The organism is Rhodococcus sp. 14C212 (assembly GCF_011058195.1).
Lineage (GTDB): Bacteria > Actinomycetota > Actinomycetes > Mycobacteriales > Mycobacteriaceae > Rhodococcus > Rhodococcus aetherivorans.
The window spans coordinates 100123-123507 of record NZ_JAALEH010000007.1; the positions used below are offsets into that span (position 1 = coordinate 100123).

Annotated in this window: 20 protein-coding genes and 1 pseudogene; 5 read left to right on the forward strand and 16 right to left on the reverse strand. The window is 68.5% G+C overall.

The window, feature by feature from the left end:
* Positions 1 to 14 precede the first annotated feature (14 nt).
* Positions 15 to 1238, reverse strand: coding sequence for an ABC transporter substrate-binding protein (locus G6038_RS05770; protein WP_165036461.1), 1224 nt, complete (start codon positions 1236 to 1238; stop codon positions 15 to 17).
* A gap of 369 nt (positions 1239 to 1607) precedes the next feature.
* On the opposite strand from G6038_RS05770, the gene G6038_RS05775 reads away from it, so the two are divergent.
* The 3 genes and pseudogenes from G6038_RS05775 (at position 1608) to G6038_RS31800 (ending at position 3262) form a co-directional block, all read left to right on the forward strand.
* Positions 1608 to 2501, forward strand: a complete 894-nt coding sequence (locus tag G6038_RS05775; RefSeq protein ID WP_165036463.1) for a CoA ester lyase — start codon at positions 1608 to 1610, stop codon at positions 2499 to 2501.
* A gap of 167 nt (positions 2502 to 2668) precedes the next feature.
* Positions 2669 to 2884 (forward strand): annotated as a pseudogene (locus G6038_RS31795) (PucR family transcriptional regulator); the annotation flags it as partial.
* 81 nt (positions 2885 to 2965) lie between these two features.
* Positions 2966 to 3262, forward strand: a complete 297-nt coding sequence (locus tag G6038_RS31800) for a helix-turn-helix domain-containing protein (RefSeq protein WP_276613814.1) — start codon at positions 2966 to 2968, stop codon at positions 3260 to 3262.
* A gap of 56 nt (positions 3263 to 3318) precedes the next feature.
* Here the strand turns inward: G6038_RS31800 and G6038_RS05785 are convergent, their stop codons facing one another.
* Together G6038_RS05785 and G6038_RS05790 are read right to left on the reverse strand one after the other, a co-directional pair.
* Positions 3319 to 3600: a type II toxin-antitoxin system RelE/ParE family toxin gene (locus G6038_RS05785; protein WP_165036465.1), complete on the reverse strand. Its 282-nt coding sequence runs from the start codon at positions 3598 to 3600 to the stop codon at positions 3319 to 3321.
* The gene (locus G6038_RS05790; RefSeq protein ID WP_206024322.1) at positions 3597 to 3881 is read right to left on the reverse strand and encodes a type II toxin-antitoxin system Phd/YefM family antitoxin; all 285 of its coding nucleotides are present in this window, start codon (positions 3879 to 3881) and stop codon (positions 3597 to 3599) included. The genes G6038_RS05785 and G6038_RS05790 overlap by 4 nt, the downstream gene beginning before the upstream one ends.
* 408 nt (positions 3882 to 4289) lie before the next feature.
* Here G6038_RS05790 and G6038_RS05795 point away from each other — a divergent pair, with 408 nt between their 5' ends.
* Positions 4290 to 5444 carry a hypothetical protein gene (locus G6038_RS05795; RefSeq protein WP_165036467.1) on the forward strand — a complete coding sequence of 385 codons (1155 nt, stop codon included), beginning with the start codon at positions 4290 to 4292 and terminating at the stop codon, positions 5442 to 5444.
* 84 nt (positions 5445 to 5528) lie between these two features.
* Here the strand turns inward: G6038_RS05795 and G6038_RS05800 are convergent, their stop codons facing one another.
* The 4 genes from G6038_RS05800 to gabT are packed head-to-tail and all read right to left on the reverse strand — an operon-like array spanning position 5529 to position 10721.
* Positions 5529 to 6644: a CoA transferase gene (locus G6038_RS05800; RefSeq protein WP_165036469.1), complete on the reverse strand. Its 1116-nt coding sequence runs from the start codon at positions 6642 to 6644 to the stop codon at positions 5529 to 5531.
* Entirely contained in the window at positions 6641 to 8107 is a 1467-nt protein-coding gene (locus tag G6038_RS05805) for an aldehyde dehydrogenase family protein (RefSeq protein ID WP_165036471.1), read from the reverse strand. Before G6038_RS05805 ends, G6038_RS05800 begins: the two co-directional genes overlap by 4 nt.
* 32 nt (positions 8108 to 8139) lie before the next feature.
* A complete protein-coding gene (locus G6038_RS05810) occupies positions 8140 to 9333 on the reverse strand; it encodes an acyl-CoA dehydrogenase family protein (protein ID WP_119700227.1) in 1194 nt (397 codons plus the stop codon).
* 29 nt (positions 9334 to 9362) lie between these two features.
* Positions 9363 to 10721, reverse strand: a complete 1359-nt coding sequence (gabT, locus tag G6038_RS05815; protein WP_165036473.1) for a 4-aminobutyrate--2-oxoglutarate transaminase — start codon at positions 10719 to 10721, stop codon at positions 9363 to 9365.
* Between the two features lie 177 nt (positions 10722 to 10898).
* On the opposite strand from gabT, the gene G6038_RS05820 reads away from it, so the two are divergent.
* The gene (locus G6038_RS05820; protein ID WP_165036475.1) at positions 10899 to 14027 is read left to right on the forward strand and encodes an NAD-glutamate dehydrogenase domain-containing protein; all 3129 of its coding nucleotides are present in this window, start codon (positions 10899 to 10901) and stop codon (positions 14025 to 14027) included.
* Between the two features lie 5 nt (positions 14028 to 14032).
* Here the strand turns inward: G6038_RS05820 and G6038_RS05825 are convergent, their stop codons facing one another.
* The 9 genes from G6038_RS05825 to G6038_RS05865 all read right to left on the reverse strand — a co-directional run bounded on the left by G6038_RS05825 (position 14033) and on the right by G6038_RS05865 (position 23305).
* Complete coding sequence (locus G6038_RS05825) at positions 14033 to 14359, reverse strand: putative quinol monooxygenase (protein WP_165036476.1); 327 nt, start codon at positions 14357 to 14359, stop codon at positions 14033 to 14035.
* A gap of 106 nt (positions 14360 to 14465) precedes the next feature.
* Positions 14466 to 16115: a chaperonin GroEL gene (groL, locus tag G6038_RS05830; protein ID WP_050036196.1), complete on the reverse strand. Its 1650-nt coding sequence runs from the start codon at positions 16113 to 16115 to the stop codon at positions 14466 to 14468.
* A 39-nt stretch (positions 16116 to 16154) separates the two neighbouring features.
* The gene (locus G6038_RS05835; protein WP_165036478.1) at positions 16155 to 17180 is read right to left on the reverse strand and encodes an NAD(P)-dependent alcohol dehydrogenase; all 1026 of its coding nucleotides are present in this window, start codon (positions 17178 to 17180) and stop codon (positions 16155 to 16157) included.
* Entirely contained in the window at positions 17177 to 17935 is a 759-nt protein-coding gene (locus G6038_RS05840; RefSeq protein WP_165036480.1) for an iron-sulfur cluster assembly protein, read from the reverse strand. The genes G6038_RS05835 and G6038_RS05840 overlap by 4 nt, the downstream gene beginning before the upstream one ends.
* Positions 17932 to 18975 (reverse strand): amidohydrolase family protein, encoded by a 1044-nt coding sequence (locus G6038_RS05845; RefSeq protein ID WP_165036482.1) that lies wholly within the window; start codon positions 18973 to 18975, stop codon positions 17932 to 17934. Before G6038_RS05845 ends, G6038_RS05840 begins: the two co-directional genes overlap by 4 nt.
* 77 nt (positions 18976 to 19052) lie before the next feature.
* Positions 19053 to 19394 carry a propane 2-monooxygenase effector subunit MimD gene (gene mimD, locus G6038_RS05850; RefSeq protein ID WP_165036484.1) on the reverse strand — a complete coding sequence of 114 codons (342 nt, stop codon included), beginning with the start codon at positions 19392 to 19394 and terminating at the stop codon, positions 19053 to 19055.
* Positions 19391 to 20497 carry an aromatic/alkene monooxygenase hydroxylase subunit beta gene (locus G6038_RS05855; RefSeq protein ID WP_165036486.1) on the reverse strand — a complete coding sequence of 369 codons (1107 nt, stop codon included), beginning with the start codon at positions 20495 to 20497 and terminating at the stop codon, positions 19391 to 19393. The genes mimD and G6038_RS05855 overlap by 4 nt, the downstream gene beginning before the upstream one ends.
* Before the next feature lie 49 nt (positions 20498 to 20546).
* Positions 20547 to 21590, reverse strand: coding sequence for a 2Fe-2S iron-sulfur cluster-binding protein (locus tag G6038_RS05860; RefSeq protein ID WP_165036488.1), 1044 nt, complete (start codon positions 21588 to 21590; stop codon positions 20547 to 20549).
* Positions 21591 to 21676: 86 nt separating this feature from the next.
* Entirely contained in the window at positions 21677 to 23305 is a 1629-nt protein-coding gene (locus G6038_RS05865; protein ID WP_165036490.1) for a methane monooxygenase, read from the reverse strand.
* Between the last annotated feature and the right edge of the window lie 80 nt (positions 23306 to 23385).

Genomic DNA, 23385 nt, shown 5'->3' on the forward strand with positions numbered 1-23385 from the left:
GCGTGCTGCCTTTCTCAGGAGCCGAGCTGGAACTGGCCGTCGACCAGCGGAGAGACGGGGATGAAGGTGAAATAGTTGGGCGCATCTCCGCTACCCAGATGAACTTCCTCGGTCCATCCCTGATCATCGGTCAGCGACAGCGGATAGGTATCCCCGTCACCGGATTCCATTGCTGCTCGGACCTTGCCCACGTCGGTGGAGCCGACGGCGTCGACCGCGTTGGCGTAGGACAGGACCACGTCGTAGGCAATCCCGTAGAGACTCAGCGACGACTTCATGTTCACGCCTGCTGAGTGCAGAGAGTCCAGCAGATTCTTGGCACCCGGGCGGTCGCTCTGAGTAGTTGCGAGCGTGTAGGCAGCCAGAGTGACGCCTTCCTTCTCCTGCGGGCTCACCGCTCCGGCGAAGTCGACATTGGTGGTCGAGAGGTCGCCGACGAACGGTACGTCCTCCAGACCGACCTTGACTCGGCTCTTGAGGACGTAAGCGGAATTGGCCACGGCATTGAAGACGACCACGTCGGGATTCTTGTCGGCCAGACGCGCCAACGGTCCGTCCATCTCCACAGCGTCGGTCTCGTAGCGATCGGTCACCACGGTGAGGCCCTCCTCTTCGAAGGCAGCCTTGTACCGCTCTGCCGCCGAGTTTCCGAGGGCGTCGTTGGGTGTCAGGATTCCGATGGTCTTGTACCCGCCGTCCACCAGGTAGTCGGTGAGTGTGTCGGCGATGGCGCTGCCGACAGGCGAGGATCCGAAGAGGTACGGGAACTTCGACGCGTCGCCGAGTTCCTGATTGTTGCCCGGAGTGAACGCCATGACCTTCGACCTCGTGGTGACCCCCATGAGCGCAAGGGTTTCAGAGCTCGATGTTCCCGCCCAGACGAGATCAGGGGGAGTGGAGCCGTTCATCTCTGCTTGTAGCAGCGAGACCGCCTTGGTGGGGTCACTTTCGTTGTTCTGGAGTTCTACCTCGATGGGACGACCCAGCAGTCCTCCGTTGTCGTTGATCGTCGAGACGGCAGCGCGCAACCCGGCCTCGACGGCAGGCTGGATCGCCGCTCCGGTCCCGGAAACACCCATGCTTGCGTAGAGAGTGATCGGGCCCGAATCCGATGTCTCCGCGTCACCGTTGCCGTCTGTGCTCGCGCAGCCGGCCGTGAGGAGAGCGATCGCTGCCAGGCAGCCGGTCGCAGTCCGAAGCCTGCCACGCAAGCCGAACATCGATTTTGTCATGATCATTGACCCTCCGGTTTTCCTGGTCTGTCGGCCGAGTTGTCGAAGTTGCTGGTATGGAAGATCGTCAGGAGTGCGCAGTCGCTGCTTGGGTCGTCCACGACAGCTCGTCGTCGGATCCGCTCGAGGATGAGGCCGAGGCCGGTCCACCCGCCCGGACGTCGGGATGGATGAAGTGGAGCACAGTGCGCGATCGGGTGTGACGGAGACCTCGTGCTCGAAAGAACACCACCAAATTGCTAGTTTGTCAACGAACAATATTTAAGTGTCGGTCCCGATGGGCTTCGGCGTAGGTGCATCAGGGTTGACAAAGCTTGTTAGCGGACTAACAATCTCATGAGCGGATGTCCCGCCAAGCGAAAGAAGGCCCAGTCCATGACCGATGCAGCGCGTCCCCGCCGTTCCGCTCTCTACGTTCCCGGGAACAACTCACGCGCCCTGGAGAAGGCTGGAAATCTGCCCGCCGACGTAGTGATTCTCGACCTCGAAGACGCCGTCGGCGACGGTGCCAAATCGGACTCGAGGGACCGTGTGTGCGAGATCGTGCGCACCGGCGTCCTGAAGCCCCGCGAGGTGGTGATTCGGGTCAACGGAATCGGTACCGATTGGCACGCAGGCGATATGGCGGCTGCTGCCCGGTCCGGTGCCGACGGCGTTCTGGTGCCGAAGATCGAGTCCGGCGACGATGTCCGCACCCTGGTGAACGAACTGGACGCTGCAGGGGCAGGGGAGCGGACGACTCTCTGGCTCATGATCGAGACGCCGGCCGCCTTCCTGCATGTCGAAGAGCTCGCTTCTGCCAGCGATCGCGTGTCTGTGCTGGTCGTCGGAACCAACGACCTGATCAACGATCTTCATGCTCTTCCGCGTCCCGGACGGGCTCCGGTCCTGACAAGCTTGTCACTCGGCGTTCTGGGTGCTCGGGCGGCGGGAAAGGTGATCTTGGACGGAGTGTTCAACGACATCCGTGACAGCGACGGCTACCTGGCCGAAGCTCGCCAAGGGCGCGAAATGGGCTTCGATGGCAAGACCGTCGTCCACCCTTCGCAGATCGGTCCGGCCAATGCGGTCTTCGGGCCCTCTTCGGAGGAGATCGAATATGCACGGCGGGTCGTTGTAGCGTACGAGGACGCCGAAGCCGCAGGAAGCAGTGTAATCACGCTGGACGGGAAGATGATCGAGAGTCTGCACGTGCGCGATGCGCACCGAATCCTGGATCTCGCAGCGCGCATCGACAAGCTGGCTGATTCGAACCTCGCTCGCGCCTGACTGCGCTGCGAAACGGGCGAATATCGGGTTCGCAGATCAGGCGAGCACGTTCTGCGGCCGCCTCGGTCACAGGCGCAACTGTCGTGCGGGCATCGGATCGCACCCTCTACGCCCTCGTCGATCGGGTACAGCACCGGTAGGAGCCGCGACGGGAGGAGGCGGCCGGGACCGAGGTCGGCGCCGCCCTCGCCGCCGAGGGGATCCCCCACCTGACGGCCTCGGTCGGTGCGGATGTCGCCGTGGTCCTGCCGGCCGACCGGGCCCGCGAGACCGCGACCCGGGTCCAGGACCGGGTCCGCGCGCAGCTCGGCCGCCCGGTCCGGTGCGGGCTGGGCGGTCCGTGCTCCGTGACGGACGCGAACACCAGTGTGCAGCAGGACCTCTCGGCGGCCCGGGCAGCGCGGGACGGGGGCCGGACACCAGTGGCGTTCGCCGAGCTCGGCACCTTCTCCGTGTTGCTGGGCATGCAGGATCCGGACGCGCTGCAGGCCATCGCCCGCACCGGCCTCGAGGCGCTCGATGCCTACGACGAGAAGCACGGGGCGAGCGGACGACTGGTCGAGACTCTTGCGGCGTACCTCGAGCACAACGGACAGGCCGAGAGCACCGCCGTCGCGCTCGGCATCCACCGGCACACCCTGCGCAACCGGCTCGCCCGCATCACCGAACTCACCGGCCGCGACCTCGACTCGATCCACACCCGGGTGGAGTGGTGGCTGGCCGTCAAGGCACGGGAGATGCTGGACGGCAGTGGCGGATAGGTGCCGGCGTCCGGTCGCAGCGCCTCGACGAGATCCTCCGGTCGCGCCCGGACGATTCACGTGCGGTACGCGTCGGCGTGATGGGAGATCGCGGTGACGCGGACCTGGCGGGTGCTGTCGTCGATCAGGTACAGCACCCGGTAGGAGCCGCGGCGGGCGGAGTAGGCCGGTGCCAACGGTGGGGCGAGTTGCTTGCCGACCCGGTGCGGGTTTTCGAGGAGGGGTCCGGTCATGAACTCGTACACCGCGGCGGCGACCTTCTCGGGCAGGGTCCGCTCGAGCGCACGGGCAGCGGTACGGGCCACGATCAGGGTGTAGGGCTCGCCGGGAACGCTCACTCGTCGTCGGGCTTGCCCGCGGACATGATCTCGGCGAGGGATGCGGCATCGAGGCTGTCCCCGGTCTCGATCTCGGCCATTCCCGTGAGGTGGTCGGCAAGCAGGGACTTCTCGGCCAGCACGGCAATGGTCTCGCGCAGCGCGTCGTAGTCGTCGGCACCGAGCAGCACCGCGGCCCGGTGCCCGTTTCGGGTGATCTCGAACCGCTCGTGGGTGCGCTCGGCCTCGTCGACCAGGCGGGAGAACTGCGCCCGCGCCTCGGCCACCGGAAGAGCCGTCATGTACACAATTGTAGCCAACTTTTCGGGTGACCGCCGCGACCTCGACTCGATCCACACCCGGGCGGAGTGGTGAGCGGCCGTCAAGGCCCGGGAGATGCCGGACGGCCGTGGCGGACGATCCGGACCCGGGCGGGGGATGCAACGCGGCGCAACGGTTGTGACGCGTGATCGTTTCGAGTGTGCTCCGAGTCACATTCTCACGAGTCGCATTCTCACGGGAAGGACACTCCGATGCCCACGCTCCCACGGCCGGTCCCGAACTGCGCCGCCGGAGCTGACGAAGAACCCTCGAGGACACGGTCTGCGATCCGGCAGCCGACTCCGGCCACCACACCACTCACCGATCTCCTCGGCCGATATTCCCCTCGCCCCTCGTTTCGAGGGCAACACAGAAGGTTTCGGTACCCCATGCCCGAACGCTCGCACGCCGACACGTCCCCGGGGTGGCTCGGATTCGGTGTCGCCAACACCGCCGTGATCACCACCGTCTCCGTCGCGGCGTGGTATCTGCTCGCCGACCCGCGGCTCAGCCCGTTCGACCTCTATCCGTTGCCGTTCAACGCCGCCCTGTTCTGGGCCCTCCTGTTCGTCGTGTGGGCCGGATTCAACCTCGAACTCTGGGGATTCGACCGGCTACGGCAACCCTGGCGCGGCATTGTGTTCCTCGGCGCCACGTCGGCTTTCGCCGTCGTCGTCACGTATGTCCTGGCGAACGGGATCGGCCACCTGTATCCCGACTACGCGGCCGACCGTCCCGACGGCCTGGGCTACTTCACGGGCGCGTTGTTCGTCCTGTTCGGCTTCTCCACGTGGGTCCTGGTGGTGCTCAACTGGGGACACTGGCCGTGGACCGATCTGGGCCTGAAACAGCCGTGGGTCGGCGCCTGCGAAATCGTCTCCCTTCTCGTCCCCACCGCACTGCTCTATCTCGTGTTGGGCGTACCCGCGGTCTCGGAGACGGTTCGGGAGGGCACAGCACTGCTCGGCATCGACACACTGCTCGGCTGGTACTACTCGATCATCGTCGCGATCGTGCTCACCGGGCAGACCTTGGAGAACTGGCCGTGGCGGCTCGCCGGCAGCCGCATGCGGGTCGCGCTCGTCTCGACGATCGGCAACATCGCGCTCGGCACCGTGTTGTTCGTGGCGCTGCGTGCCGTGTGTGCGGTGCTCGTCGGCACCGGCACGGCCACCGACCCGGGCTTCCCGCTCGAACAGTTCCCGGCCCAGCTGGGCGTGTGCTGGGTGGCATGGATGATCCTGTGGGCCAACGCCTTCGGGAACAAGCCGACGGGCGGCGGGGTCGTGGCGAATCTGCTGTCGCGCGTGGCGATCACGTTCGCCCTCGCCGTGACCACGTTCGTGCTGTACTACTACGTGGTCGCCGAGATCGTGCTGCACGAACCGGCCGTCGCCGACGGCCTGCACGGCAACGCCCTCGGGTTCATGGACCTGTTCGCGTTGGTGACGCTGCTGTACGTCGTCGGCTTCGAGTCCTTCGGGATTCGACGGCCCGCAGCCACCGTTCTCGCGCCCGAGGATCGCGCCGTCGCGCATCCCTGATCCGACGGAGGCCCCGCCACCGTGCGACGCCCGTCCCGCCGCGGCCGGACGCGACGGGACGGGCACTCCTCCAGGCTGCTCCGGTCAGTCCGCGGCTCCACCCAGGGGTGGCGGAGCCGACCGGTACCGGACCGGAGTCCTGGAGAAGGTCAACGGGTTTCCGACCTGCGATGTGGCACTTCCGGGCACCGACACGACGGCGTCGAGACCGAGGCGACGGGCGAACTCGAAGGCCTCGGCGACGTCGTTGATGGGTCCGGCCGGAACACCCACGCGGGCGAGTTCGTCGTACCAGTGGTCGGCCCCGGCCGTCGCGAGGATCGAGGTGATCTCCTCGCACAGTTCCTCGCGGTGCGCGACGCGCAGCGGATTGCTGCGGAACCGCGGATCGGTGGCCAGTTCCGGCGCGCCGATCGTCTCGGCGAGCCGGGTGAACTGCTTGTCGTTGCCCACCGCCAGCGCCAGCGGCCGGTCCTTGGTCGGGAACACCTCGTACGGGGCGATGCTGGGGTGCCGGTTGCCGAGGATGCCGGGCACCACCCCGGCCCCGAGGTACGCCGAGCCCTGATTGACGAGCGACGACAGCAGCGCGGCAAGAAGATTGGTTTCGACGCGCTGCCCCTCGCCGGTGCGCTCCCGGTGGTGCAGCGCAGCGAGGATCCCGGCGAGGGCGTGCAGGCCCGTGAGCACGTCGACGACCGCGACGCCCACCTTCGTCGGCGTGCCCGCCTCGGGTCCGGTGATGCTCATGAGCCCGCCGACGGCCTGCACGAGCAGGTCGTAGCCCGGCAGGGCCGCTCCGTCGCCGCTCCCGAACCCGGTGACGGAGCAGTAGATCAGCCCCGGGTTGACGTCGAGCAGGTCGTCGTAGCCCAGGCCGAGCCGCTCCATTGTGCCCGCGCGGAAGTTCTCGACCACGATGTCCGCGCGCGCCACGAGCCGGCGGGCCTCGGCCCGGCCCTCCTCCGACGCGAGGTCGAGGACCACGGAGGTCTTGTTGCGGTTCACCGAGTTGAAGTACGTGGCCGAGCCCGCGTCGTCGTAGGGCGGTCCCCACGCGCGGGTGTCGTCGCCGGTGCCGGGACGTTCGATCTTGACGACCTCGGCGCCCATGTCCGCGAGCATCATCGTGGCGTAGGGGCCGGCGAGGACCCGGGTGAAATCGGCGACGACGATGCCGTCGAGTGCGCCCTGGCTCATGCGATCGGCCTCCCGCCGCGGAGGTAGACGGTCGTGGTGTGGGTGAAGAACTCCCGTGCGGCCCGGCCCTGTTCCTTCGGTCCGTACCCGCTCTTCTTGGCGCCACCGAACGGAACGTGCGGATCGGCGCCGGCGGATTCGGAGTTGATGTGCAGGATGCCCACGTCCAGGTCCTCGAGCGCCCCGAGGGCGCGGGTGAGGTCCTGGGTGAACACCGCCGCCGACAAGCCGTACTCGCTGTCGTCGGCAAGCGCGAAGGCCGCCTCGGCGTCGGCCGCCCGGCACACGGCCAGGACGGGTCCGAACAACTCCTCCCGCCACACGTCGAGCCCGGTGCCGGGCAATTCGAGCACGATGGGCGGCACGTAGAACCCGGCCGCCAGCTCACCGTCCTCGTACGGCCGGCCGCCGCACAGCACGCGGGCGCCCTGCCGGACCGCCTCGTCGACACCTGCCCGGATCGACGTCCGCGCCGCGGCGTCGACCACCGGGCCCATGTGGACGTGCTCGTCCAGGGGATTGCCGACGGTCCACTTGCCGATCCGGGCGACGAGTTCACCGACGAACTCGTCGGCGACGTCGTCGGTGACGATCAGCCGCGAGGTCGCCGTGCACTTCTGCCCCGACGACCGGAACGCGCCGAGCAGCACCTGTTCGGCGGCGAGATCGAGGTCCGCGTCGCCGAGCACCACCGCCGCGTTCTTGCCGCCCATCTCCGCCTGCACCGGCACCCCCCGCGCGGCTCCCGCCGCCGCCAGGCTCCGGCCCACCGCCGTCGAACCGGTGAAGGTCAGCGCGTCGATCCCCGGATGGTCGGCGATGCCGGCGCCGACCGCCCGGCCGCCGATGACGAGGTTGAGCACCCCCGGCGGCAGGCCGGCGTCGGCGAGGGCCTGCATGAGCCGCATGGCCAGCAGCGGCACGGTGCCCGCCGGCTTCCACACCACGGTGTTGCCGTAGGTCAGTGCCGGGGCGATCTTCCAGGCGGGGATGGCGATGGGGAAGTTGAAGGGGGTGATGACCCCGACCACGCCGACGGGCTTGCGCGCGACCAGGATCTGCTCCCCCCGGCGGGGGGAGGCGAACACCTCGCCGGCCTCCCGGTCGCCCTCGCCGCCGTAGAAGCGCAGGATCTGGGCTGCGCGGAGCACCTCGGCGACGCCCTCGCCCCGCGTCTTGCCTTCCTCCCGGGCGAGTTCCGCACCCCACTGTGACGCGGACGATTCGACGACGGCGGCCGCCCGGGCGAGGACGGCACCGCGCTCGTGCGCCGGGGTTCTCGCCCAGTGCCGGGCGGCGGCGCGCGCGGCGGCAACGGCCCGGTCGACGTCGTCGCCCGTGGCCGCCCGGCCGCGGGCCACGGTGACGTCCGGCTCGGCGGGGCTGATGCTCGCCAGGGCATCGGCCTCGCCGTCGAACCACTCACCGTCGATGTAGTGCTGCAGCAGAACGGGTGTCGTCATCGTGTGTCCCTTCGACGCGTCGACGGTGCGGGTCAGCGGAATGCGGCGTGACCGGTCAGGGCGCGGCCGATCGAGAGCAGGTGCATCTCGCTGGTGCCCTCGTAGGTCAGCACCGACTCGAGGTTGTTGGCGTGCCGCAGCGGCGAGTACTCGAGGGTGATTCCGCTGGCGCCGAGAATGGTTCGGCATTCGCGGGCGATGGCCAATGCCTCGCGCACGTTGTTGAGCTTGCCGAGGCTGATCTGTTCGGGGGTGACACCGGACTCGTCCTTGAGGCGGCCGAGGTGCAGCGCGAGCAGGAAACCCTTGCCGAGCTCGAGCGTCATGTCGGCCAGCTTCTCCTGGGTGAGCTGGTAGGCGGCGAGCGGACGATCGAAGACCTCCCGGGAGGCGGCGTAGTCCAACGCGGTCTCGAGGCTGTTGCGGGCCGCGCCGAGCGCGCCGAACACGATGCCGAACCGGGCCTCGTTGAGGCAGGACAGGGGGGCGCCGAGTCCGCGGGCGAGCGGCAGCTCGGCCGATGCCGGCAGGCGCACGTTGTCGAGCACCAGCTCGGAGGTCACCGAGGCCCGCAGCGACAGCTTCCGGTGGATCGGGTTGGCGGTGAAGCCGGGGGTGTCGGTGGGAACGACGAACCCGCGCACGCCCTCGTCGGTCTGGGCCCACACCGTGGCGACGTCCGCGAGATTGCCGTTGGTGATCCACATCTTGGTGCCGGTGAGGATCCAGTCCGAGCCGTCCCGGCGGGCGCGGGTGCGCATTCCCCCGGGGTTGGAACCGAAGTCGGGTTCCGTCAGGCCGAAGCACCCGATGGCGTCGCCGGAGGCGAGCCGGGGCAGCCAGTGCTCCTTCTGTTCGTCGGAGCCGTAGCGGTGGATCGAGAACATCGACAGCGAGCCCTGCACCGAGACGAAGCTGCGGAATCCGCTGTCGCCGGCCTCGAGTTCCAGGCAGGCCAGGCCGTAGCTGACGGCGTTGGTGCCGGCGCACCCGTATCCGTCCAGGTGCATGCCGAGGACGCCGAGGGCGCCGAATTCCTTCGCCAGTTCCTTGGGCAGCGTGGCGGATTCGAACCAGTTGCCGACCTCGGGGGCGAGCCGGGTCTCGACGAAGCGCCGGACGGTGGCGGCGATGTCGCGTTCGTCGGCGTCGAGCAGGGTGTCGGCGCCGAGGAGTTCGAGCGGCCGCAGGGGGCCGGTCGTGCGTGCGGGTGCGGTGGTGGTCATGTGCTGGTCCTCGGGGGAAGTAGGGGTGGTCAGAGGGCGGCGAACGCGTCGCGCAGCACCGAGAACGCTTCGGTGAGCAGTTCGTCGGAGATCGACAGCGGCGGCAGGAACCGGAGCACGTTCCCGAACGTGCCGGCCGTCAGGGTGAGGACTCCGTGGGCCTGGCAGTACCGGGCGATCTCCGCGACGGCCTCGCGGTTGGGGGTGGTCGTACCCGGCTCGACGAGTTCGACGGCGATCATGGCGCCGCGGCCACGGACGTCGCCGACGACGGGGTGGCGGGTGCCGATGTCGCGCAGTTCCCGCAGCATCAGTGCGCCGATCTCCTGGGCGCGGTCGAGCAGATGCTCGGCCTCGATCGTCTCGAAGACGCCGAGCGCCGCGGCACACGCGGCTGGGTTGCCGCTGTAGGTGCCGCCGATGCCGCCCGGATGGGCGCGGTCCATGATCTCGGCCCGACCGGTGACGGCCGCGAGCGGAAGTCCGCCGGCGAGTCCCTTCGCCGTGACGATCAGGTCCGGCACGAGACCCTCGTGCTCGCACGCGAACCACGCTCCCGTGCGGGCGATTCCGGTCTGGACCTCGTCGGCGACGACGAGGATGCCACGGTCCCGGCAGAAGTCGGCGACGCGTCGGAGGAAGCCGTCGGCGGGGACGATGAACCCACCCTCGCCCTGGATGGGTTCGACGACGACGCACGCCACCTGGTCCGCGCCGATCTGGGCGTCGACGAGCAGCCGGAACTGCTCGAACGCCTCGTCCGCGGCGCGGTCGGGCCCGCTCGGCCACCGGTAGGGGTAGGCCATCGGCGCGCGGTAGACCTCCGGGGCGAACGGGCCGAAGGAGTGCTTGTAGGGCTGGTTCTTCGCCGTCATCGTCATCGTCATCAGCGTCCGGCCGTGGAAGGCGTGGTCGAACGTGACCACGGCGGACCGACCGGTCGCCGCGCGGGCGTACTTCACGGCGTTCTCGACGGCCTCGCTGCCGGTGTTGAACAGCGCCGTGCGCTTGGCGTGCGTGCCCGGGGTCAGCCGGTTGAGGACCTCGGCAACCTCGATGTACGGCTCGTAGGGCGTGGCGAGGAAGCAGGTGTGGGTGAACTGCTGCAGCTGCGCGGTGGCGCGTTCGACGACCCGCGGCGCGGAGTTGCCGACGGTGGTGACGGCGATGCCGGAACCGAGGTCGATGAAGGAGTTCCCGTCCACGTCGACGAGCACGCCCCCGCCGCCGGCCGCCGCGTAGATCTCGGCGCCACTGGCCAGGCCCGCCGGCAGCGCGGCGGCGCGGCGCTGCGCCAGCTCGCGGGACCGGGGCCCCGGGATTTCCGTCACGATGCGACGGGCCTGCTCGAGCCCGGGCCCACCCCGTACGAGTTCCACTGCGGTCATGTCCTTCTCCCTCCGTCGGTTTCCTCGAACTGTAGGGGCGCGGATGCGAGTCGTTGATGGACTGGAAGTACAAGTTGTGCGGTTTACATGGACATCACGTACATGTCCGCCCTTGCCGGCCGCCCGCAGACTGGCGGCACACCACGGCCCACACCGGGTGATCGAAAGGACGTGCAGATGACCACCGACACCGCCCCCACGCACCCGTACGAACCGGCGCCCACCGATGTCGCCGGGGCCGCGCGGCGTCTCGCGCGCTCACAGGGTGCCGGACCGGCCCTGCTGTTCGTGGAGGACTCGACCTCCGACGGCACCGCCTGCGCCGTCATGAGATGGCCGGGCCGGGATCCACTGCTGGCCGACTCCGTCCACACGTTCGAACACTTCGGACTGCGGATCGACGATCACGAACTCCTGACGGCCGGCGACGAGGACCGCCGGGTGCATCGGTTCGCGCTGGTCACGCCCGCGGAGTGGGAGCCGGGTTCGCCGCGCCGGGTGGCGGCGGTCTTCGACGCCCATGCGCAGGGCCGCACCGTTGTCGACGGGTACTCCCGCCTCGCCGTCGTCGCCGAGGTGGGCGTGCGGGACATCGCCCTGATCCGGGCCGCCGCCCGCTTCGCCCGCCAGGCGGGACTGATCATGTCGGAACGGTACGTCGTCGACACGCTCTGCCGGCATCCCGGATTCGTCGAGGCACTCGTCGCCTGCTTCGACGCGCGCTTCGACCCGGATCGGCACGCCCGGGACGTCGCCGCCGAACAGGCACTCGCCGAGCGGCGCGGCGCGGCGGAAAGCCTCGACGAGGACCGCATCCTGCGCAGCCTGGAATCGTTCGTCACCGCCATCGTGCGCACCAACTGGTACCAGTGCGACGAACACGGCGCACCGAAACCGTACGGCGCATTCATGCTCGATTCGGTTCGTCTCGCCGATCCCGGACCTGTGGTTCCGCACCGCGAGATCTTCGTCCACTCGGACGACATGGAGGGCATCCACGTGCGGAGCGGCACCGTCGCCCGCGGTGGGCTACGGTTCTCGGACCGCCCGGAGGACTACCGCACCGAGGTCCTCGGTCTGATGAAGACGCAGGTGGTCAAGAACGCTCCCATCGTCCCCGTCGGTGCCAAGGGCGCGTTCGTCCGCAGAAGCCCGGATATTTCTCCTGCCCAGGCATATTCGACGTTCGTCCGGGGAATGCTCGACCTCGCCGACAACATCGTCGACGGGCAGATCGTGCACCCGGACCGCACCGTCGTCCACGGCGGGGACGACGCCTATCTGGTGGTGGCCGCGGACAAGGGCACGGCCCGGTTCTCCGACCTGGCGAACTCCATCGCCGCGGAGTACGACTACTGGCTCGGCGACGCCTTCGCCTCGGGCGGATCGAGCGGATACGACCACAAGGCGATGGGCATCACCGCACGCGGCGCGTGGGTCGCGGTCCGCGAGCACTTCGCCGACCTCGGCATCGACGTGGACACCACCGAGGTGACGGCGGTGGGGATCGGGGACATGTCCGGCGACGTCTTCGGCAACGGGATGCTGCTCTCGCCGCACCTGCGCCTCGTCGGCGCCTTCGACCACCGGCACATCTTCCTCGACCCGGACCCGGACACCGTCCGGGCCTATGCGGAGCGCCGCCGGCTGTTCGAGCTTCCCGGATCGAGCTGGGACGACTTCGACCGCGACATCCTCTCCCCCGGGGGAGGCGTGTGGCCGCGCTCCGCGAAGTCCGTCACCGTCCCGGAACCGGCACGGCGCCTGCTCGGACTGTCCCACCCGACCACCACCCCGGACGAGTTGATCAAGGCGCTGCTGACAGCGCCGGTGGATCTGCTCTGGAACGGCGGCGTCGGCACCTACGTCAAGGCATCCGCCGAAAGCCACACGGATGCGGCCGATCCGGCAAACGACCCCGTCCGTGTCGACGCCTCGCAGCTGCGGTGTCGCGTCGTCGGCGAGGGCGGCAACCTCGGCTTCACGCAGCGGGCCCGCATCGAGTTCGCGGCCGCGGGCGGGCGCGTCAATGCGGACTTCATCGACAACGCGGCCGGCGTCGCCACCTCCGACGCCGAGGTGAACCTGAAGATCGCCCTCGAATCCGCGCGGCGCAGAGGAGGTCTGACCCTCGAGGACCGCAACCGGCTGCTCGACGACGCCCGCGACGAGGTGGCCCGGACGGTGCTGCGCACGAACCGGGACCAGTCGGTGGCGCTCGGACTCGCCGTCTCGCGCGCAGCCCGGCTGCTCGGCAGGCACGAGCGGCTCATCATCCACCTCGAGACCGGCGGCGGGCTCCGGCGCAGCACCGAGGTGCTGCCCACCGTCCAGGAACTGGCCGCGCGAGCCGGCGCCGGCCGCGGGTTGACCAGGCCGGAGATCGCGGTGCTGCTCGCGCGGTCGAAGAACGTCGTGTGCCGGGATCTGCTCGAGTCGGACGTGCCCGACGACCCCGTCTTCGCCGACGTCGCCCTCGAGTACTTCCCCGAGCGCATGCGGGACGTGCTGCAGGACGAGATCCGGCACCATCCCCTGCGCCGCGAGATCGTCGCGACCCGGATCGCCTCCGATCTCGTCGATCACGTCGGTCCGGGGATGATCTATCAGCTCGAGGAACGGCTCGGGGTGCGCACGCCGGCGGTCGCCCGGGCGTACGCGGTGATCCGGGCGGTGTTCGACACCGACCGGTTGTGGGCCCAGGCACGCGACGGCGCCGACCGCTGGGAGCGTCTCGGCGCCGTGCAGGGGTTCGTCGAGCATGCGGCCTCGTGGATCCTGCGGCTGCGGCCGTCGCCGCTCGACGTGACCGCCGAGATCACCCGGCTGCGTGCCGGAGTCGGGGATCTGCTCGGGGACGCCGTGACGGGCGCCGAACCGGACTTCCGGTTTCTCGGCGAGTGCCCGGCCCTGGTCGACACCGCGTACACGCTGGACTGTCCGGCCCGCATCGTCGCCCGGGTGCACGCCGCCACGGGATCGCTGCTCGGAATCGACGGGATGTCACCGGACCTGGCCGCCGGATCCCACACCTGGTGGGACAGCACGGCGATCGCCACCGTGCGGGACGAACTCGCCGAACGCCGCCACGACCTCGTGGCCGCGATCCTGCGCCGGGACGGCGCGCCGACCGATCCGGCCGACGTCGACGAGGTCCTGGCGCGGTGGCAGGCGCGGGTCCCGGACTCGATCGCCCGGGTCACGCGCCTGACCACCGAACTGCGTGAGAACGGGCTCGTCGATCTGCCGCGGGCGTGCACGCTCGGCGCGGAACTGCGCCTGCTCGTGCGCGCGACGGAGCGGTGACCGCCTCAGCCGGCCATCTCGAGTTCACCCATGCGGGCCCACTCGACGCCGGGGATCTCGGTGTTGAGGATCCTCGGCGTCTCGCTCAGCGCGGGGCGCATGGCGTCGAGTCCCTTGCGGAAGTGGTCGGCACCGACGTGGGCGGCGCCGGCCTCGCCGTCGCGGAACGCCTCGACGAGCACGTACTCGGACGGGTCGTCCACGCTGCGGGACCACTCGAACCACAGGTTGCCGGGTTCGGCCCGGGTCGCCGCGGTGAATTCTCTTGTGAGCGAGAGCCAGTCGTCCTGATGTTCGGGACGAACCCGGAACTTGACCACGATGAAGATCATTGCGTACTCCGATCCTGTCGGGCAGTGGTGGGCACGGCGGCGGCCGGTCGCCCCGGAGGGAAGCGACCGACGAGGCCCGGCCGCCGCCGAGACCGTCCCCCGGCGATCAGTAGATGTTGGACGGGCGGACCATGCCCTCGGCCAGGTCCCCGAAGCCGGGCGCGTGGATCGCCCCGGGGTTGCCGAAGACCTCCTCCACGATCGCGGTCTCGGTGGTGATGAGCAGCGCCGCGATGGACGCGGCGCTCTCGAGTGCGGCGCGGGTGACCTTGAACGGGTCGACGACGCCCTCGTCGAACATGTCGCCGTACTTGCCGGAGAGGGCATTGAACCCGTGTCCCGACGGCAGCCCCGCGACGACCTCCACGACCTCGTCGCCGTCGAAGCCGGCGTTGACCGCGATCCACCGGAGCGGCTCGGGCAGGGCACGCCGCACCACGTCGCGGCCGATGCCTTCGTCGCCGGGCAGGTCGAGGTCGGCCAGCGCCCGGTGCGCCTGCCCCAGTGCGGTGCCGCCCCCGGCGACGATGCCGTCCTCGAGGGCGGCCCGGGTGGCGGCCAGGGCATCCTCGACGCGCAGCATGCGTTCCTTGAGTTCGACGCTGGTGGCGCCGCCGACGCGGATGACGGCGACCCGGCCGGTGAGCCGGGCGATGCGCAGCTGGAGGCTGTCCTGGTCGGCGTCGATCCGGGCCCGTCCGAGCTGCGCCTCGAGCTGCGCGATCCGCGCATCGAGGAGACTCTGATCGCCGTGGCCGCCGACGATCGTCGTCTCGTTCTCGGTGACGGTGATCCGGTCGCAGGAACCGAGGTGCTCGGCCGTCACCTCGGACAGTTCGACGCCGGTGTCCTTGGCGACGACGTGCCCGCCCAGGGCGACCGCGAGGTCCTGCAGCTCGGCGACGCGCCGGTGTCCGAAGCCGGGCGCCCGCACGACGACGGACTGCATGGTGTTGTGCATGTTGCCGCCGACGAGGAGCTGCAGGGCGGGGCCGTCGACGTCCTCGGCCAGCACGACGAGGGGCCGATCGGCGCGTTTGGCCGCCTCGATGCTCGGCATGATCTCCTGCACCTGGGTGATCTTCTTGTTGGTCAACAGGATCAGCGGGTTCTCGTGGACCGCTTCCATGCGCTCGGGGTTGGTCACCATGTAGCCGGAGATGTAGCCGTGGTCGAATTCGATGCCGTCGACGACGCTCACCGACATTCCGAGGGTTTCGCTCTCCTCGGTGGTGACGATGCCGGACCTGCCCACGTGGGAGACCGCCTCGGCGATGGCCTCGCCGATGGCCTCGTCGTCGCTCGCGGCGAGGGTCGCGATCCGCTCGAGATCCTTGCGTCCGTCGACCTGCACCGAGCGGTCCCGCAGTGCCTCGACGACGACGGGGACGGTGCGTTCGATGCCGCGCCGCACCCGCATGGGATTGGCACCGGCGTCGACGGCACGCATTCCCTCGCGGACCATGGCCTGCGCCAGCACGGTCGCGGTCGTGGTGCCGTCACCGACGACGCCGTTGGTCTTCATCGCCACTTCCTTGACCAGCTGCGCGCCCATGTTGGCGAACGGATCCCGCAGCTGGATCTCGCGGGCGATCGTGACACCGTCGTTGGTGATGGTGGGCGGGCCGGTCAGCTTCTCGAGCACCGCGTTGCGGCCCTTGGGGCCGAGGGTCACCTTGACCGCGTCGGCGAGCGCGTTGACCCCGTACTCGAGAAGGAGACGTGCCTCCTGGTTGAACCGCAGATCCTTGGCCATGGCTGGGCTTCCTTTCGTGCTGACTGTGCGGGGTGCGGTTCAGGGGACGAGGATCGCGCGGCCGCGGACCCGTCCCGCGTCGAGGTCGTCGATCGCCTGCTGGAACTGCTCGAGCGGATATTTCGTGGTGTGCAGCGTGACTTTTCCCTGGGCGGCGAGGGCCATGAGCTCCTGCAGGTCGTTGTAGGAGCCGACGAGATTGCCGATGAAGTTGATCTCGGTGGAGATCACGTCGATCGTGGGGACGTCGATGTTCTCGCCGTATCCGACGACGTAGTAGTTGCCGGCCCGGCGCAGCATCGCGACGCCGTCCCTCGTGGCGCCGCCTTCGCCGACGAAGTCCACGACGGCCTCGGCGCCGCCGCCGCCGGTCAGCTCGAGCACCTGCTGCACGTGGGTGCCGTCGGCGACGATGCCGTGGTCGGCACCGATCTCGACGGCCAGCGCGACGGCGGCCGGGTTGCGGTCCACCACGATCAGGGTCGCCGCGGAGACCGCCTTCAGGACCTGGATGCCGATGTGGCCGAGGCCGCCCGCGCCGATCATGACGCACACGTCGCCCGGTCGCGTCGCCCGGGCGGCCTTGGCGACCGCGTGGTAGGCCGTGAGCCCCGCGTCGGCGAGGGCGGCGACGTCGGACGGCTCGAGCGAGTCGTCGATCCGGACCACGCTGCGCGCGGTGGTGCGCAGGTACTCGGCGTAGCCGCCGTGGGTATCGATGCCGGGGAACCGGCTGTTCTCGCAGTGCACGTCGTCGCCGAACCGGCACGCGCGGCAGAGTCCGCACGTGATGAGGGGGTGGAGGATGACCTTGTCGCCCACGGCCACATTGGTGACGGCGTCGCCCACCGCGTGGACCCAGCCGGCGTTCTCGTGGCCGATCGTGTACGGCAGGACCACGCCGCTCTTCTCGGCCCACTGCCCCTCGAGGATGTGGATGTCGGTGCGGCACACGCCCGCTCCGCCGATGCGGACGACGACGTCGAGCGGACCCTCGATCTTCGGCTCGGGGATCTCCTCGAGCTGGAGCTTGGTGTGGTACCCCACGACCTGCACGGCCTTCATGACACTCTCCTGACGATTTCGGAACAACTGGTTCGGACGTCGGCGACCCGGGGCGTTGCCGATCCGCCGTCGCTGTCGGCGTACCGGGTCGCGAGCAGCCCACGGCAGAAGTGTGCGTTCCCCTCCATGGAGATCCGCACGGACTTGGCGAACCGCAGCCGCATCGGTACCGCCTCCCGGGGGATCGGCCGCCCGTCGTCGTCGACGAACACCCGGCTGGCCGGGCACAGGCTCAGGCCGATGTCGAGTCGCCGGCGTATCAGGGCCGCCTTCTGCCGGCCGGGCGGTATGTCGCTCAGCGTCAGCGACGGGATGTCGTCGACGGTGAGCTCGGAGTGCTTCAACAGGTTCTCGAGGCAGCGTTCCAGGGCGGCGAGGTGCGCCTTGCGCCGGAACGTGCGGCGCAGCTCGTCGAGGTTCTCCTCCGCCTCGGAGCCGAAGGTGCCCCGGTAGCCGGCGTCGGCGGCGAGACCGCTGTTGATCTTGCCGCTGTCGTGGTGGTCGTCGAGAAGGATTCGCACGTGCCCGATGTCCTCGATCGCCCGCAGGGCGTCCTGCGCGTCGGATGCCATGAGGTAGGCGAAGTTCGGCGAACAGAACGCGGTGGGCAGCCGCAGGTGCACGGTCACCCCGTCGTCGTCCAGGACCACCGACCGCACGAAGCCGAGATCGGTGATCGGCTCGTCCAGTTCGGGATCGACCACGGTGCCGAGCGCGGCGAGGACGTCGCCGCTCGACACCGGAGCCGCGGTCACGACGACACCGCCTGCTGCGCTCCCGCGGCGACCTCGACCCCCTCCTGTCCGGCCGGCTCGGGCAGCCGCAGGTGTTCCGGGACGTCGATGTCGTAGAGCGCCGCAGCGTTGAGGCCGAGGATCTTCTTCTTCTGTTCGACGGTGATCGGCGCGTATTCGGTCATGTCCTCCGGGATCTGGAAGTCCACGAACTTCTCGATCAGCCACTTGGGGGTCCACAGCGCGTAGTCGCTGGCGAACAGGATCTTGTCCTCGCCGAGCCAGTAGAGCAGCTCGCCGATGATCTGGGCGAAGTACCGCGGCCGGGTGTGGATGAACGGGATCGCCACGGCCAGACCGCCGTACACGTTGGATTCCTGGGTGGCGATCCAGCAGAAGTCCTCGAGCCGGGGCAGCCCCACATGCTCGACGACGAAGCGCAGGTCGAGGTAGTCCGTGGCGACCTTGTCCACGTCGGCGACGTCGAAGGCGTCGCGGTCCAGCGGCCGGATCGTGGGGCCCTTGTGCACGTGGATGTTCTTGATCCCCAGCTCGATGCACTCCTCGAGGTAGCGCCGCGACCACGGGTCGTCGAGCTTGTACCCGCGGGAGTCGCCGTGCCATTCGGCGGTGTAGAGCTTGACGCCCTGGAGGTTCATCCGTTCGGCGTCCCGGCGCAGCTGTTCGAGGCCGGCCTCCCCGTGGCGGGGGTCGTAGGCGTGGTTGTAGGTGAGCTTGTCGGGGTGCTTGCGGGTGAGCCCGAAGGCCTCCTCGGTCTGCCCGAACCCGGTGCGGTAGAAGTCGCTCAACAGGGTGGCCTGGAAGATCGCGTGATCCACGTGGCCGTCCACGAAGAGGTCTTTCATGAGGCGTTCGCCGCCGTAGTAGGTGTAGGTGTCGTAGTCCCACACCTCCTCCTCGGGGCTGAGGTTCTTGTGGTAGTCGTAGAAGCAGTCGATGAACTGCCGCCCGTGCACGTTCTTCTGGTTCGACTCGCGGCCGTCCCAGATGTGCACGTGGCCGTCCACGATGAAGTACTGCTGTCCGTCCTTCTCGTACATCGCTTCCCTCGTTCTGTCGTGTGCCGGTGGTGGATCGGGAGCCGTCCGGGCCCGCATGCGGGCCCGGACGGCCGCGGTCAGTGCGCCGTGAGATCGAATCCGATGTACTCGGCGGCGTCCTCGGGACTGGCGAAGAGCATCGTCTTGTCATCGAGATGCACCATGCGCCCGTAGTGGGTGGAGCTGATCTCCTCGAAGACGGAGCCGTCGAAGTCGGAACCGAGAGCGTCGGTGAGCTCCTCGTAGTCGAACTCGAGGCGGTTGACACCGTCGACGCGGATCATCGACGGGTACTCCGTCAGCTCCACACCATCCTTGGCGCCCATCACTTCTGCGACGACGCGGCCGATGGGGGTGTTCATCAGGGTGACGCCACACATGTTGGAGAACTCGGTGGCCGATCCGAATTGCATGCTCACTTGTCCAACTCCTTCGGGGTGTCGAGTCCGAGATCCTCGAGCAGGGACCGGAACTTCGCCTCGGCCGCATCCAGGCTGGAGGCGAACGTGACCGCCTTGTCGGCCGGCTGCGACCAGATCGGCTGCAGAGCGCGCGCGGCGTCGAGGCAGCGCGGTACCCACGTCGCCAGCCACGTCCCGAACAGCTCCTTGTTCGACTCGCCGAATTGCTCGTCGCGGGTGAGCAGCCGGAAGAGGTTGCGCGTGTAGGCGAGATCCCGGTCGTAGTCGTGCTCACCGGTGCCGACGATCGTCGGCGTGATGTAGTCGCCGTTGCGGGCGGCGATCTGCATGACCAGTTCGCTGCGGAACAGCGAGCCGACGAGCTGCTCGAAGACGATGTTGGTGGCGAAGAGCAGCTCGCACCAGTCCGGCACCGCGGTGAGCCGTTCGACGACCTCGCGGGTGGGCTGCCATTCGGGTGCCGACTGCCAGACCTCCTTGTGGGCGGCCCCCTCGAACGGTATCCCGGCCTCGGACAGGTCGAGGTTGAACAGGGCGAGGTCCTGCGCGAACCGCATCTTGTGCGCCGCGTTGACCGCCACCGCGGTGTTGATCATGTTCGTGGGCCCGGAGCGCTGGATGGAGGTGAACACGTGCAGCGCCAGACCGTTCTCGGCGTGCATCCAGGCACCGAGATTGCGTTCGATGAACTTCAGCCACGGCGTGTTCCAGCCGTCGTAGGCGCGGGCGCGCTTGGCGTTCTGCAGGCACAGGTCCACCTGGCGCACGACCGCCGCGTTGTTGCGGTAGATCGTCTGGTCCCACTCCTCGTTGGGGTCGAGGAAGGCGTGCCAGTTCGACGACTTCGCGGTCGTCCATTCCTGGGGGTATCCGCCCGGTCCGTCGCCGAAGCCGTAGATCCAGCCCTGCGACAGGTGCCGCTCGGGGTCGGGCTGGACGTCGACGGTGACGTCCTCGTACATCGTCGAGCGCTTCTTGGCCGGCGTGTAGTAGGTGAAGGTGCGGCTGCGGGAGCTGGGGAACTCCAGCGCGCCGGCTTCGGAGTCGGTGAACTCGATCTTCGGGAAGCTACGGTGCTTGGAGTCGGTAGATGCGGTCATCTCGTTTCTCACTTCTGTCGGGGAAGGAGCGGTGTGGTTTCCTACGGGCCTACTCGAAGGCGGGGCTGGTGAACTTGTCGTAGAAGATCTGGTCCTTCGGGGTGTTGTGCACCTCGAGCAGTTCCAGGGCGGCATCGACCATGGGTGGCGGCCCGCACAGGTAGACCTCGCACCGGTGGATGTCCGGCTCGCGGCGGTCCACGATGTCGGTGACGTTGCCTTCCTCGACCTCCGGCAGTCCGGACGGCGCCGGCTCCGCCGACTCCGAGAGGCAGGGCACGAACACGAAGTCCGTCAGGGTCTTTCCCAGTTCGAGGATCTCGTCGAGGTAGAACAGATCCGCCGGCGTGCGGGCACCGTAGTAGAACCGGACCGGACGGGTGCTGCCGGTCTCGCTCATGTGCCGCAGCAACGACAGCAGCGGAGCCATCCCCGCGCCGCCTCCGATGAAGACCATCGGCAGGACGTGACCGTCCTTGACGGTGAAGGATCCGTACGGTCCGGTCAGGGTGATCTCGTCGCCCACCGAGATGCCGTCCTCGAGCAGACCGGCGAACTTGCCACCGGGGTACTTCTTGATGAGGAACTCGACATGTCCCGGCGTCGCTTGCGTCGTCGCCATGGAGAACGAGCGACGCTCCTCGGTTCCCGGGATTGTCAGGTCGGAGTACTGACCGGGTTTGAACTCGTAGGCCGTGGGTTCGACGGGCTCGAGGTGCAGCGACACGATGTCCCTGGTCATCGGCTCGATCGCGGTGACCCGGGACCGCACCTCTTGAATCGGAATTCCACCCAGGAGTTCGTCCTCGTCGAAGTTGAGCAGTTCGATGGTGCAGTCGCTGTATGCGGTCGAGCGGCAGAGCAGTACGTGCCCCTCGTCGGTCTCGGCGTCGTTGCAGGCGAACGTCGAATAGTCCTCCATCTGGATGTCGCCGTCGAGGACGAAGGATTTGCAGGCCGAGCAACGCCCCTCGCGGCAGCCGTGCATCAGATGGATGCCCTGCCGGAAGGCGGCGTCGAGGATGTACTCGTCCTCGCCGACTTCCATCTCGATGTCGACGGGCTCGAAATTGATGCGGTGCTTGTCGGCCACGGGGGTGTCTCCTGGGCTCTGGAAGGATAGTGCTGGGTGCGGTGGGCGGCGCAGGGTCTGCGCGGCGCCGCCCACCGGGCCTTGTGTCAGAGCGGCGTAGCGCCGGCGCGGTACGCCGCGACGTGCGCCTCGCGTTCTGCGTCGGACATCTGGTTCAGCAACACGTTCGGGCTCTGGAAGGTGTTGCCCCGCACGTCGTCGAGGGTCCACATCTTCTTCGGGTCGAGGTCGAGGTGCGGCTGACCGACGAGGGTCCTGCCGTCGTCGCGCACGTACCCGAGGTCCTGCACGATGTCGGCGAGGTCCTTGTCATGGTGCAGGGTCTCCCATTCACGGAAGCCGGTGAGGCGGCCCATGTTCGGGGTGGGACGGCCCTCGTACTCGCTGCGGAACGCGACGGCGTCGGTCCAGTAGCAGGTCTCCGAGCAGTAGGTCCGCCACTGGTCGTCCACCTTCTCCACGACCATGTCCTCGCGGATGAGGGCGGGCACCATGCACGTCCAGCAGCGGTGCGGGTACTGGTACCCGACCTCCTCGAACGCGATCGGCTTGTTGCGGCCGGGGTAGGCGAGACGGTTGTAGTTCTCCCACCACTTGCCGTACTTGGAATACCAGCCCGGGTACTTGTGCTCGAACCACTCGAAGTCGGCGTCGGTCATGGCGTCGATCCGCCAGTAGTTCACCGGCCAGCCCGTCGCGAAGAACCGGGCCACCTCGTGGACGTAGCCCTTCTCGGTGATGCGCTTCCACGCCTCCTCGACGAGGTCGTGCGGAATGGTCAGCCCGTACTTCTCGAGCGGGATGAGGTAGCTGCGGTAGTAGTCGTCGTAGATCCACCGCCGCCACATCTCGGCGTAGCTCTCGCGGTCCTTGCGGCGGTCCTTGGTGCCGTACTCGATGAAGGTGCCGATCGCGGCGTCGACCACGCAGTGGTTGTTCCACCACGCGTACCGCAGGTCCCGCTCGAGCAGCGGCCGGTTCCGCTCGTCGGCCAGGGCCATGAGCAGGATCGAGTAGCCGTTGGAGATGTGCCGCGACTCGTCGGACTGTACCGAGTGGAACACGGTGGGCAGCAGGTAGTCGCCGTTGGCGGCCGCCTCGTCGGGCATCGCCACGAACAGGGTGTTCGTGAAGGCGGTCTCCGCGACCACGGTCAGATAGATGTTGGCCGCGGTGATCGCGTCACCGGTGATGAAGCCCTCCCCGAACTGCCGGCCGATGGTGCCCGCGTAGTTGTTCGCGAACGCCTTCTCGGTCATGTCGAACCCGGCCGGGTCGATGTAGTTGTTCATGTACAGCTTCTTGAGGTTCATCTGGATCGTCGAGTGACGAACCTCGTCGATCATCTGCACCGCGAGCCCGTTGTGGATCTCCGGGTTGGGCACCGCGTCGATGGCCATCGGCATCGCGCGGGCCGCCGAGATCTCCGGGAAGGGGATGATCGAGAGGAACAGCTTCTGCCATTCCAGCCAGCGCTGCTGGACCTGCCGGAACATGTTGCCGCGGATGGCGCCGTCCATCGCGCCGTAGACCCGGTTGTCCTTCTCCTCCTCCATGGGGAAGTAGGACCGCATGATCTGCTTGAGAGGGTCCTTCTTGGGGGCCTTCTCGAACGTGTAGTCGGTGCCGAAGCGGGTGGCCGGCGTCGCGAACGTCGGTTCCCACGACAGCTCGGTGATCTTCGCATGGGCCTTGGTCAGGCTCTGCCTACTCAATGTGCGCCTCCTGGATCGGGAGCCGGCTCTGTGCCAGCCGTGGACGGTGGGGTGTGGATGCAGATACAACCCGCGGGCAC

Coding starts and splice junctions, on each gene's coding strand:
- G6038_RS05810 (WP_119700227.1), bottom strand. CDS start 9,333: ATGACCACCACCGCACCCGCACGCACGACCGGCCCCCTGCGGCCGCTC.
- G6038_RS05790 (WP_206024322.1), bottom strand. CDS start 3,881: ATGACGGCTCTTCCGGTGGCCGAGGCGCGGGCGCAGTTCTCCCGCCTG.
- G6038_RS05775 (WP_165036463.1), top strand. CDS start 1,608: ATGACCGATGCAGCGCGTCCCCGCCGTTCCGCTCTCTACGTTCCCGGG.
- G6038_RS05805 (WP_165036471.1), bottom strand. CDS start 8,107: ATGACGACACCCGTTCTGCTGCAGCACTACATCGACGGTGAGTGGTTC.
- G6038_RS05835 (WP_165036478.1), bottom strand. CDS start 17,180: ATGAAGGCCGTGCAGGTCGTGGGGTACCACACCAAGCTCCAGCTCGAG.
- G6038_RS05795 (WP_165036467.1), top strand. CDS start 4,290: ATGCCCGAACGCTCGCACGCCGACACGTCCCCGGGGTGGCTCGGATTC.
- G6038_RS31800 (WP_276613814.1), top strand. CDS start 2,966: ATGCAGGATCCGGACGCGCTGCAGGCCATCGCCCGCACCGGCCTCGAG.
- G6038_RS05800 (WP_165036469.1), bottom strand. CDS start 6,644: ATGAGCCAGGGCGCACTCGACGGCATCGTCGTCGCCGATTTCACCCGG.
- G6038_RS05845 (WP_165036482.1), bottom strand. CDS start 18,975: ATGTACGAGAAGGACGGACAGCAGTACTTCATCGTGGACGGCCACGTG.
- G6038_RS05770 (WP_165036461.1), bottom strand. CDS start 1,238: ATGATCATGACAAAATCGATGTTCGGCTTGCGTGGCAGGCTTCGGACT.
- gabT (WP_165036473.1), bottom strand. CDS start 10,721: ATGACCGCAGTGGAACTCGTACGGGGTGGGCCCGGGCTCGAGCAGGCC.
- G6038_RS05820 (WP_165036475.1), top strand. CDS start 10,899: ATGACCACCGACACCGCCCCCACGCACCCGTACGAACCGGCGCCCACC.
- groL (WP_050036196.1), bottom strand. CDS start 16,115: ATGGCCAAGGATCTGCGGTTCAACCAGGAGGCACGTCTCCTTCTCGAG.
- G6038_RS05855 (WP_165036486.1), bottom strand. CDS start 20,497: ATGACCGCATCTACCGACTCCAAGCACCGTAGCTTCCCGAAGATCGAG.
- G6038_RS05825 (WP_165036476.1), bottom strand. CDS start 14,359: ATGATCTTCATCGTGGTCAAGTTCCGGGTTCGTCCCGAACATCAGGAC.